This is a genomic window from Streptomyces sp. UNOB3_S3 (assembly GCF_020740895.1).
Lineage (GTDB): Bacteria > Actinomycetota > Actinomycetes > Streptomycetales > Streptomycetaceae > Streptomyces.
The window spans coordinates 1-10,962 of record NZ_JAILXP010000249.1 but is presented as its reverse complement, the minus strand read 5'-3'; the positions used below and the strand labels follow the sequence as shown (position 1 = coordinate 10,962).

Annotated in this window: 10 protein-coding genes and 1 pseudogene; 5 read left to right on the top strand and 6 right to left on the bottom strand. The window is 74.2% G+C overall.

Annotation, left to right across the window (positions count from 1 at the left end):
* The coding region (locus tag K6I33_RS24100; RefSeq protein WP_229356614.1) for a galactose oxidase early set domain-containing protein at positions 1-635 on the top strand (635 nt) is incomplete at its 5' end.
* A 25-nt stretch (positions 636-660) separates the two neighbouring features.
* Here K6I33_RS24100 and K6I33_RS24095 read toward each other — a convergent pair.
* Complete coding sequence (locus K6I33_RS24095; RefSeq protein WP_229356613.1) at positions 661-1,746, bottom strand: glycoside hydrolase family 6 protein; 1,086 nt, start codon at positions 1,744-1,746, stop codon at positions 661-663.
* Between the two features lie 119 nt (positions 1,747-1,865).
* Positions 1,866-2,933, bottom strand: a complete 1,068-nt coding sequence (locus tag K6I33_RS24090) for an ATP-dependent DNA ligase (RefSeq protein WP_229356612.1) — start codon at positions 2,931-2,933, stop codon at positions 1,866-1,868.
* A gap of 78 nt (positions 2,934-3,011) precedes the next feature.
* On the opposite strand from K6I33_RS24090, the gene ligD reads away from it, so the two are divergent.
* Together ligD and K6I33_RS24080 are read left to right on the top strand one after the other, a co-directional pair.
* Entirely contained in the window at positions 3,012-4,025 is a 1,014-nt protein-coding gene (ligD, locus tag K6I33_RS24085) for a non-homologous end-joining DNA ligase (RefSeq protein WP_229356611.1), read from the top strand.
* A 154-nt stretch (positions 4,026-4,179) separates the two neighbouring features.
* The gene (locus K6I33_RS24080) at positions 4,180-4,668 is read left to right on the top strand and encodes an SH3 domain-containing protein (protein ID WP_229356610.1); all 489 of its coding nucleotides are present in this window, start codon (positions 4,180-4,182) and stop codon (positions 4,666-4,668) included.
* A gap of 80 nt (positions 4,669-4,748) precedes the next feature.
* Here K6I33_RS24080 and K6I33_RS24075 read toward each other — a convergent pair whose 3' ends face one another.
* The 3 genes from K6I33_RS24075 to K6I33_RS24065 form a co-directional block, all read right to left on the bottom strand.
* Entirely contained in the window at positions 4,749-4,946 is a 198-nt protein-coding gene (locus K6I33_RS24075; RefSeq protein ID WP_229356609.1) for a DUF5302 domain-containing protein, read from the bottom strand.
* 103 nt (positions 4,947-5,049) lie between these two features.
* Positions 5,050-5,622, bottom strand: a complete 573-nt coding sequence (locus K6I33_RS24070; protein WP_229356608.1) for a hypothetical protein — start codon at positions 5,620-5,622, stop codon at positions 5,050-5,052.
* A 180-nt stretch (positions 5,623-5,802) separates the two neighbouring features.
* Positions 5,803-7,230, bottom strand: a complete 1,428-nt coding sequence (locus tag K6I33_RS24065; RefSeq protein ID WP_229356607.1) for a HEAT repeat domain-containing protein — start codon at positions 7,228-7,230, stop codon at positions 5,803-5,805.
* A gap of 331 nt (positions 7,231-7,561) precedes the next feature.
* On the opposite strand from K6I33_RS24065, the gene K6I33_RS24060 reads away from it, so the two are divergent.
* On the top strand, positions 7,562-9,055 hold the full coding sequence (locus tag K6I33_RS24060; protein WP_229356606.1) for a PP2C family protein-serine/threonine phosphatase: 1,494 nt from the start codon (positions 7,562-7,564) through the stop codon (positions 9,053-9,055).
* 73 nt (positions 9,056-9,128) lie between these two features.
* Here K6I33_RS24060 and K6I33_RS24055 read toward each other — a convergent pair whose 3' ends face one another.
* Positions 9,129-10,616: a hypothetical protein gene (locus K6I33_RS24055; RefSeq protein WP_229356605.1), complete on the bottom strand. Its 1,488-nt coding sequence runs from the start codon at positions 10,614-10,616 to the stop codon at positions 9,129-9,131.
* A 235-nt stretch (positions 10,617-10,851) separates the two neighbouring features.
* Here K6I33_RS24055 and K6I33_RS24050 point away from each other — a divergent pair.
* A pseudogene (locus K6I33_RS24050) lies at positions 10,852-10,962 on the top strand (aminoglycoside phosphotransferase family protein); the annotation flags it as partial.

Genomic DNA, 10,962 nt, shown 5'->3' with positions numbered 1-10,962 from the left:
ACTACGCCCCGGGCCCCGACCTGCCCCAGGGCACCCGCTACCTCAACGCCGTGCTGACCCCCGACGACCGGGTCTTCACCTCCGGCGGCTCCCGCGACTACCGGGGCAAGCGCGGCTCGGACATCCTGCGCGCCCAGTTCTACGACCCCAGGACCCACGCCTTCGAGACCGCGGCGGCGCCGGCCGTCGGCCGTGACTACCACGCGGAGGCCCTGCTGCTGCCCGACGGGCGGATCGCGGTCCTCGGCTCGAACCCGCTCTTCGCGGACAAGGACGACACCCGCATGGGGGTCTTCGAGAAGCGCATCGAGGTGTACACGCCGCCGTACCTGTACCGCGCCCGGCGCCCCGCCCCGCCCACGGGCCCGCTGAGCACCGACCGCGGCGCCACGCTCGTCCTGCCGGGCACGGACCCGGGCGACGTGGCGACCGCCCGGCTGATGCGGCCCAGCGCGGTGACCCACGCGACGGATGTCGAACAGCGGTCCGTGGCGCTGCCCCTGACCGGCCGTGGCGGCGCGGTGGCCGTGACGATCCCGCAGGACCCCTCGCTGGTGCCGGGCGGCTGGTACATGCTCTTCCTGACGGACCGCGCGGGCACCCCGTCCCGCGCGGCGTGGGTGCACGTGCGGTGAGTTCCCCGGGGCCCTGCCGCCCCGGTCAGCCCGGCGTCGTCGCGGCCGCCAGCGGCGGCCGCGCGGGCGCCGCCTCCCCGGGCGGCTTCGCCAGCCCCAGCGCGTACTCCGACCACCAGTGCCCGGCGGGCGGCGCCCCCCGGCAGCTGCCGTCCGACTCCCCCGGCCGCTTGACCCAGACGAAGGCGTCGACCCTCGGGTCACCGGTCGCCGTGGTCGGCGGCGTGCCCAGCGCCCGGCCCGGCGGATTGCACCAGCCCTCCGCCCCCGGCTCGTCGTTCCCGGCGCCGGACGCCGACGGCGCGGGCAGCGGCCCGTTGCCGTTGCGGCTGGTGTCGATGATGTAGTGGGCCCCGCCCAGCCGTCCGGAGAGCCGGTCGCCGTACTCCCGCGTCACGGGCGTCGTATGGAAGTTGGAGACGTTCAGCGCGAAGCCGTCCGCCTCCCCGACCCCGGCCCTGCGCAGCGCGCCGGCGAGCAGCGCCTGGTCCGAGATCCAGCCCGCGTTGCCCGCGTCCACGTACACGGACACCCCCCGCCGGGCCTTGAGCGTCCGGACCGCCTCGGCCAGCAGCCCCAGCCGGTCGCGCGCCGCGTCCTTCGGCAGACAGCCGGAGGCCCACTGGGCGACCGCGTCGGGCTCCAGCACCACCCAGGCCCGGCGCTCGCCGATGCCGGCGGCCGCGCGGGAGACCCAGGCGCGGTAGGCGGCGGCGGTGGGCGCCCCGCCCGAGGAGTACTGGCCGCAGTCGCGGTGAGGGATGTTGTACGCGACCAGCAGGGGGATGCGGGAGGCGCGCTCGGCCTCCTCGGTGATCCGGGCGGCCTGGTTCCTGGGGTCGTCGCCCGTCAGCCAGACGGCCGTGGGCTGCTCCGCGATGTGCCGCACCGCCTCGGCGTCCCCGTCCCGGCCCCGTTCCTCCCAGGTCCGGGCCTGTTTGCCGGCCCGGCCCGAGGGCTCGACCCAGAACGGGGAGTCCGGGCCGTCGCCGGAGTCCACGGCGGCCGCGACGCCGGGCCCCCAGGCGAGGCACACCGCCCCGGCCCACACCAGGACCGCCGCGCCGTACCGCGCCCCGGCGCGGAGGGGGATCGTACGGGCACCGGTCATGAGCGTCACCTCTTCAAGCCGGTATCAGGTGGTCGTACCAGCGTGAAATATGGCGACTCATCAGCCGTGCATTGGGGCGGCCGCACGGGGCGTCGTTGCTCCGGAAGGTCTACCGGGCCCTACGGCCCGCCCCCGAGGACCCTCGCGAGGTCGTAGCGGACCGGCTCCTCCAGCTGGGCGTATGTGCAGCTCTCCGGCGTCCGGTCGGGGCGCCACCGGCGGAAGCGCGCGGTGTGGCGGAAACGGTCCCCCTCCATGTGGTCGTAGGCGACCTCGACGACCCGCTCGGGCCGCAGGGCGATCCACGACAGGTCCTTCTTGCCGGTCCAGCGGCTGGGGCCGCCGGGGAGCCGGCCGGCGGCCTGCGCCTCCGGGTCCGCCCAGTCCTGCCAGGGGTGGCCGGTGATGTCCGGCATCCGCAGCGGCTCCAGTTCGGCCATCAGCTCCTGGCGGCGGCGCATGGGGAAGGAGGCGCACACGCCCACGTGCTGGAGCCGGCCCGCCGCGTCGTGGAGGCCGAGCAGCAGCGAGCCGACGACCGGGCCGCTCTTGTGCGGACGCAGCCCCGCGACGACGCAGTCGGCGGTGCGCTCGTGCTTGACCTTGATCATGACGCGTTCGCCCTGCCGGTAGGGCAGGCCGGGCGGTTTGGCGATCACCCCGTCCAGCCCGGCGCCCTCGAACTGCTCGAACCAGCCCTTCGCCACGTCGAGGTCATGGGTGACGGGGGCGGTGAAGAGGGGGTCGCGCGCGTCGCGGAGCGCTTCGGCGAGGGCCGCTCTGCGCTCGCTCTGCGGGGTGTCGAGGAGCGAGGCGTCGCCCAGGGCGAGCAGGTCGAAGGCGACGAGGCTCGCCGGGGTGACCTCCGCCAGATGGCGCACCCGGGAGTCGGCGGGGTGGATGCGCTCCAGGAGGGCGTCGAAGTCCAGTCTGCCGTCGCGCGCGATGACGATCTCCCCGTCGAGGACGCAGCGGGCGGGCAGTTGTTCGAGGAGGGCGCCGGTGAGCTCGGGGAAGTAGCGGGTGAGGGGTTTGCCCGTACGACTGCCCAGTTCGAGTTCGGGGCCGTCGCGGAAGACGATGGCCCGGAAGCCGTCCCACTTGGCCTCGTACTGCATCCCGGGCGGGATGGCGGCGGCGGGTTTCGCCAGCATCGGCCGGACCGGGGGCATCACCGGAAGGTCCATGGTCGTGATTGTGCGGGCGGTGCCGCTCACCCGCCCGCCGACAGGCGCCGCCCCGGCGCCCGGCCTAGCGTGAACCGCATGGCAGAGGCGCTCGAGCTCACCGTCGGCGAGCGGACCGTACGGCTGTCCAACCCGGACAAGGTGTACTTCCCCCGAAGGGGGTTCACGAAGTACGACCTCGCCCGCTACTACCTGAGTGTCGGCGACGGGATCGTTCGGGCGCTGCGGGACCGGCCCACGACGCTGGAGCGGTATCCGGACGGGGTGGAGGGCGAGTCGTTCTTCCAGAAACGGGCGCCCAAGAACCTGCCCGAGTGGATCCCGACCGGGCGCATCGCCTTCCCCAGCGGCCGGTACGCGGACGAGATCTGCCCCACCGAGCCGGCCGCCGTGCTGTGGGCGGCGAACCTGGGCTGTGTGACCTTCCACCCCTGGCCGGTGCGGCGGTCGGACACCGACCACCCCGACGAGCTGCGCATCGACCTCGACCCCCAGCCGGGCACGGACTACGCCGACGCGGTGCGGGCCGCGCTGGAGCTCAAGGACGTCCTGGCGGGGCTGGGCCTCGTCGGCTGGCCCAAGACCTCGGGCGGGCGGGGCCTCCATGTCTTCGTGCCCATCGCGCCCCGGTGGGCCTTCGTCCAGGTGCGGCGGGCGGCCATCGCGGTCGCCCGGGAGCTGGAGCGGCGAGCGCCGGAGCGGATCACCACGGCCTGGTGGAAGGAGGAGCGCGGGGAAAGGATCTTTGTCGACTACAACCAGACCGCCCGGGACCGGACCATCGCCAGCGCCTACTCCGTGCGGCCCCGGCCGCACGCGCCCGTCTCGGCGCCGCTGCGGTGGTCCGAGCTGACCAGCGCCGTGCCCGAGGACTTCGACCTGGTGACGATGCCGGCCCGGTTCGCCGAGGTCGGCGATCTCCACGCGGGCATGGACGAGCAGGCCTGCGACCTGGAGGCGGCCCTGGAGCTGGCCGCGCGCGACGAGCGCGAGCACGGCCTCGGCGATCTGCCCTATCCGCCGGAGCACCCGAAGATGAAGGGCGAGCCCAAGCGGGTGCAGCCCAGCCGGGCCCGGAGGACCGATGCCTGAACGGACGGCCGGCGCACGCCGAACGCGCCCGGAGGAGCGCCCGGATCAGCCATCCGGGCCGTCCATGCGGGCCGTCAACTTGATTTGTGTTTATGGCGACATTTCATGTGGAACCCGGTCAATGCGTGATCCACTTCGCATCGAGGGAGTTCCCATGATCAGTACACTCGTGATCCGCAGCAGAAGGGTCTCGGCCGGTGTGATCGCGGCCGCCACCCTCGGCGGTTCCCTGCTGGCCGCCGCCCCCGCCGCCCACTCCGCCGATGCGCCGCCGGTCCCGCCCACCCGGCCGTACGGGGCGGTCGTCTCCAACACGGGCATCAACGAGCGCGTCTTCCCCACCACGGACTCCGCCGTCAAGGGCGTGCTGAAGTACCACAGCCAGGTGGCCCTGCGCTGCAAGGCCCATGCCCAGGACGTGGCGGGCAACCCCGTCTGGTACCTGCTGCGGGACCGCAACACCTGGGTCTCGGCGAAGTACGTGGAGAACACCGGCGCCGTGCCCGTCTGCAAGAACGTCAGCAAGGGCATGCTGGACGACGCCCAGCAGACGCGCCCGCAGACCGTCCGCCCGCCGCAGCCGGCCCGTCCCCCGCAGTCGCGCAGCGCCGAGGCCGAGCAGCCCTCCGGCCCCATGGGGTGACGTCCCGGCCGGCGGCACCGACCAGTCCGGGCTACCGGACTGGTCAGGCCATGGGCCGCGGCGCCGGGCCGCCGGCCGCGTCAGCCGCTCTTGCGGCGGAACGAACGCTGCCCGCCCGCCTTGCCGTGGGTGCCATGGATCTTGGAGCCGTCACGGCCCCGCCCGCCGGAGGCACCTTCCGGCGATTTCCCGCGCTTGCGGTCCAGCGCCTCCCGGAATTTGCGCTTCACATCGTCCTCCTGCCCCTCCGGGGCCTGGGCGCTTCCGTCGTCCGCCATTGAAACCTCCTGGTCATAGGGGCCTTCGCCACAGCTTGACACACACCGGCCGGGGCCGGCCGCCCGTTTTCCGGGCCATCGGGCCCCTGGCGGACGGCCGGGGTCAGCGGACCGTCTGATCGCCGTCGGGCACGTCCTCGACGCCCACCCGCACCGACGCCGGCAGTCCGAGCCCGGCCGCGACGGCGCGCGCCAGCCCCTCGGGGTCGGGCCGCGTCGGGAAGGGCACGGTCTCGCCGTCGCCGTAGCCCTCGATGGCCTTGGTGAAGTACGAAGGGTCCCAGGCGCCGACGGCGCCCCTGACCTCGACGGCGAGCACACGGCGCCCCGCGACCCGGCACCGGACGGCGCCGAGGATCTCGTCCGAGCGCAGCTCACCGGGCACCCGGAACAGACTGGCGTGCGCGCCGACCTTCGTTCCGCAGCTCAGCCGCACGGTGACGGTGAGACAGCTGGTGACGCTGGGGTAGAGGATCGCCTGCCCCCGGGCGGCCTCGGCGACCTGGCCCTCGGTGATGCGGACCGGCTGCCCCTCGGCGGTACGGGCCGGCGTGACGGCGGGCCCGGCGGCCACCGCCGTGGCGGGCCACAGGGCGAGCGCGGCGGCTCCGGCGAGCACGGCGCGGCGGGAGGGGGCGGACCCGGCGAGGGCGCCCCTGGATGCTGATCGTGACATCCCATCAGCTTCGCAGTCCGCGCGGAGCGGCAAGGGACCGGGTCCGGGCCCGGGAGACCGGGGCTGCCCGCGGGGCCCGGCCGTCCCGGGGAGGGAACCCGGTCCCGTGGCGGAGCCCGCTGCCCGGAGGCGGGGCCGGCGTCCGTTGCCGGGTGCGGGCCGGGGAGCCGGCTCCGGCGGTCAGACCGTCGGGGCCTCCGGCTCGAAGCGGCTGCGCACCGCCGTCTGCACCTCCGCCTCCTCGGCGGGGTCGGCGGCCAGCCTGCGCAGCTGGTCGACGACGCGGGCGTCGGCCGTGGTCGCGTGGCGGGCGGCCAGCTCCCGGGTCGACTCCTCGCAGTCCCACAGGCACTCGACGGCGAAGCCCGCCGCGAAGGAGGGGTCGGTCGCGGCGAGGGCGCGCGCGGCCCGGCCCCGCAGGTGGGACGAGGCCGTCTCACGGTAGATGTGGCGCAGCACGGGCGCGGCACAGGTGATCGCCAGCCGGCCGGCCCCGTCGACGAGGTCCCACAGGACGGGCGCGTCGCAGCCCTCGGTCCGCACGGTCCGGCGCAGGGCGCCGAGGACGAGCGCGGAGTCGTAGGCGGCGCCCCGGCAGGCGAGCATCCCGGCCGCGGCCGCGCCCAGCGCGTCGCCCCGGTGGATCCAGGCGCGGGCCCGTTCCAGGGCGGCCGTGCTGCGCATCCGTTCGAAGGCGGTCACGGCGGCCGAGGAGACGAGCTCGCCGGCGTCGGCGGCGGCCGTCTCGATGAGGTCGAGGGCCTGGGGGTCGTGGTGCTCGGCGAGGTAGCGCAGCGCGGTGGCGCGGGCGGCCTCGGGGCCGAAGGCGGCGGCCTCGATGATCTCCAGGCGGTCCTCGGGCCCGGCCACGGCGGTCAGACAGCGGGTGGCCGGGACGTGGCGGTGCTGGGTGGGGTGGGCGTCGAGGCCCTGCTGGGCCCAGTCGAGGACCTCGCGCACGCTCCAGCCCGGACGGGGGCCGGTGGGGCGCAGCTGGCGCTGCCAGCGGTCGAAGGAGCCCTGCTCCCGGGCGGCGCGCACCCGGGCCGCGGTGGCGGGGGCGCGGCCGTCGTCGGCCCACAGCCGCCAGGGGCGGGGCTCGAAGGCGTCGCGGACGGCGGCGGCCAGCCCGGTCTCGCCCTCGGGGGTGTGCGGGAAGCGGGCGAGGACGGGGGCGGCCAGGGCGCGCAGCCCGGCGTCGTCGTCGCGCAGGGCCAGCTCGTCGAGGGCCCAGGCCCAGTTCCCGCCGGTGGCGGCGTAGCGGCGCAGCAGGGCGAGGGCGTCGTCGCGGCCGTAGGAGGCGAGGTGGCCGAGGACGGCCAGGGCCAGGCCCGTGCGCTCCTCGGAGGTGTCGATCAGGTCGTCCGGGTGGAAGAGGTGCTGTTCGATCTCGCCGAGCCGGCCGCCGAGGTCCAGATAGAGGCGCGCGTAGTAGAGGGAGCGGTTCTCCACCTGCCAGTCGCGGCGGGGGTCGCGGAGCACGCAGTGGTTCAGCGCCGCGAGCGCCTCGGCCCGCGGCGCCGCGAGGGCATGCAGGGTCCCGTCGCCGCGGCCTCGCTGGAGGAGGCCGAGCAGGGTGCCGCTGGGCGCTATGTCTGGATCGAACATGGGGTCAGCATCCGGTGCGGGGAGTCGACTGGCAACGGGATTTCCTTCCGGACGGCATTCTTGCCGGTGTCCACCTGTGCTATGCCTGGTGAACTGTGGAAACTCGGGTACTACCAAGCGCCGCAGCCTACCCGGAGCGGTTCGTTCCGCCGAGTGCCGCCGGAAATGTCCCACCCGTGCCATCGGCATATGCCACATGCACCACCGTATCGGGTATTGCCAAAGCCCTTACAGCCCGTCGCTCCCTGTGCCACAGTCGTGACAGCAGTCCTGCCGGCCGTTCCAGCGGATCCCCGGAGCCGGCCGCGCCCCGCCTGTATCGGAGTACGTGATGCCGTCCCCACAGTCCGCGGATCGTCCCGCCACCGAGCCGCCCGAGCGCGGCCGGGTGGACGCGCTCATCTCGCAGACACGACGGCTCAGAGGCGGTATCGACGCCGTGCGCCGTGAGGCCGTGGCCAGCGCCGAGACCTCGGACGACCCCCGGCTCCACTGGCAGCGCGCCCTGTGCGAGCTGGCCGCCCACCACGCGGACGACCTCGGCGAGCAGCTGGGCCAGCTCCGCGCGGGCCTGCCCATGGCCCGCCCCGCCGCCGGGGCGGAGAGCGGCACGGCTCCCGGCAGTACGACTCCCGACGGCACGGTTCCCGCCGGTGCAGCTCCCATCGATACGGGGAGCGACGCGGCGGCCGGCAGGGCGGGCAGCGCCGAATGGAATCTGCTGACCGACGAGGTCGCCTGGTCCGACGAGCTCTTCGCGCTCTTCGGCCGCCGCCCCGAGGACGGCGCGCTCACCCTCGACGAGCTCCCCTCCGCGCTCCTGGAGGAGGACACCGCGCTGCTGACCACGATGGTCACGGACTGCCTGGTGGACGGGAAGCCGATCGACGGGGAGTTCCGCATCGTGCGCGGCGACGACGGCGCCGTGCGCACGGTGCACATGATGGGCGAGCCGGTGCTCGACGCCGACGGCTGCACAAGCTCCATGTGGGCCGTGCTGCGGGACGTCAGCGATCTGCGGCGCTTCCGCCAGGAGGTGCACGAGACCCGTGACTCGGCGCACCGCCGGCGGGATGCCGCCCGGACCGAGCACCGGCTTGCGGTCGAGTTGCAGGAAGCCGTGCTGCCACCGTGGCGCGGCTCCCTGCGGCTCCCGCAGAGCGTCCCCGCCGCCCCCGAGGCCCCGGGCGGCGGCGTCCTCGACCTGGCCGGGCACTATCTCCCCTCCTCGACCAGCAGCCTCATCGGCGGCGACTGGTTCGACGCGATGGAGCTGCCCGGCGGCCGTACGCTGCTGACCGTCGGCGGCCTCACCGGGCGGGGAGTGGCCGCCACCTCGACCATGGCCATGCTGCTGGGCGCGGTGCGCGGCATGGCGGTCTCCGGGGCCGAGCCCGGCCCCCTGATGGGCTGGCTCAATCACCTCCTGGAATCCTCCGCCCAGCCCGCCCTGGGCAGTGCGGTCTGCTGCCGCTACGAGCCCTCCTCCGGCACCCTCCTGTGGTCCCAGGCCGGCCATCCCGCCCCGCTGCTCTTCCGCGGCGGGGCGGGCCGGGCGCTGCGGCCTCCGGAGGGCGTCCTGCTCGGCGCCATGACGGATGCCGCCTATGCGCAGACCGAGGAGCGGCTGCTGCCCGGCGATGTGCTGCTGCTGCACACCGAGGGGCTGTCGGACCGGCCCGGGGCCGGGCGACTGCTGGAGCTCGCACCGCGATTCGCCATGGCGGACACCGCCCAGGAGTGCCTGCGGGCCGTACTGGAGGAGTTCGGCGACAAGGAGCGTGAGGACGACGCGTGCGTGCTGATCGCCCGCATCGGCTCATGACCTCATGGTGACCTCATGGCTCGCCGAGCCATGGCGCGGACTTTTATAGCGCAGGCTTATCGCCTGCCCTGAGTCATACCGCCGTCGGTCGGCTCTTCCCCGGCGCCTTGGGCAGGGCCCGCTGGATGTCCTCCCGCAGATGCGAGATGGCGGGGTAGTCCGCGTACTTCCCGGTGAGCCGGTACATCTCGCGCAGCCGGTCCCAGGTGCGGTGGGAGGACGTCTCATTGATCGTGGTGAGCGCCATCCGGGCGAAGGTGTCGGCCTGCTCCGGGTCATTGCCGATGAAGCAGGCGGACGCCATGGAGATGTAGTCGAAGATCATCGACCGCTGGCGCTGTCCCCCGCGCAGCTCCATCGCCCGCTTGGCGTGCTGCTGGGCGATGGGGGCGGCCGCGGGATCGTGCTCGGCGAGAGTGCGGTAGGCCAGGGCCTGCATACCGTGGAGATCCGCCTCGTCGAACATCTGCATCCAGCTCGGCGGGCTGACATCGCCCTTGTCGGCCACGAAGAGCTCCTCGGCCTCGCCGAGCGTCCGCCGCATCGCCTGGCCGCGCCCCATCGAGGCCTGCGCCCAGGCCTCGACCGTGTAGAGCATCGCCCGGGTGCGCGGCAGGGTCTCGGGCCCGGAGCCGGACTTGGCGAGCTTCATCAGGTCCAGCGCCTCGTCCGGCCGGCCCAGATGGACCATCTGACGGGCGCAGCGGGAGAGGGCCTCGCTGGCCCTCGGGCGGTCCCCGCCCTCCCGGGCCGCGTGGGCGGCGATGATGAAGTACTTCTGGGCCGTGGGCTCCAGGCCCACGTCGTGGGACATCCAGCCGGCCAGCACCGCCAGATTGGCGGCGACACCCCACAGCCTCCGCTGGAGGTGATCGGGGTGGTGGTAGGAGAGCATGCCGCCGACCTCGTTGAGCTGGCCGACGACGGCCTTGCGCTGGAGCCCGCCGCCGCGCTGGGCGTCCCAGAGGCGGAAGACTTCGACCGAGCGCTCCAGCGCGTCGATCTCGAGGGATCCGACCGGGGCCGCCTCGTAGCGCTCGAAGGCGGCGGGGTCGGCCTGCGCGACCTTGACGCGCAGGGGATCGTCGAAATGCGGGGCGTCGGAGGCCAGGACCGGGTCCGTGTGGAGCCAGTCGTGCATCGCGCCACTGATTGCTGAGCCTGCGGCGAGCGCGGCGCCCGCGCCCACCAAGCCGCGTCGGTTGAGCATGAGGTCCATTCCCGTGAATTCGGTGAGGACCGCGGCGGTCCGCTCGGGCGGCCAGGGCAGACCGTCAGGGGTCTGCGCCTTGCCGGCGCGCCCGCGCCGGCCGAACCCGAGGTCCTCGATGGTCACGACACGGCCGAGTCGCTCGGTGAACAGGGCCGCCAGCACCTTGGGCACGGGATCGCGAGGGGACTCCCCCATGTCGATCCAACGCCGCACCCGCGAGGTGTCGGTCGCCAGCTGCGGATGGCCCATGGCCGCCGCCTGCCGGTTCACGAGTCTCGCGAGCTCGCCCTTGGACCAGCCGGCCAGGCCGAACAGGTCCGCGAGGCGGGTGTTGGGTTCCCTCGTCACGTCAAGCCCCCAGGTTCCTCGGCTGACTTGAAGGTACTCGGGCCGTCATGGGCCAAGCGAGTATTCGCCAGGGTTCGCCAGGGTGCGCCACATGGTGTGCCACCCGCGATCGGGTGTGATGTAGGAACGCGCAACCCCGGCCACCCGGCAGCCCGACCGCATTCCCCAGGGTGCACAAGGGCCCGGGGACCGGGTAGCGCAGCAATTCGCCGACACGAAGGGATCCGTTCCGCTCATGTATGCAGCCTCGACCTCCGTGTCCGCCCCGCCCCGGCCGCTCCGCCCCCAGCAGAGCGGCGGCGGCCCGTACCTCGATCCCTCCCACGCCGTGGGGGCCGCGTTCGGG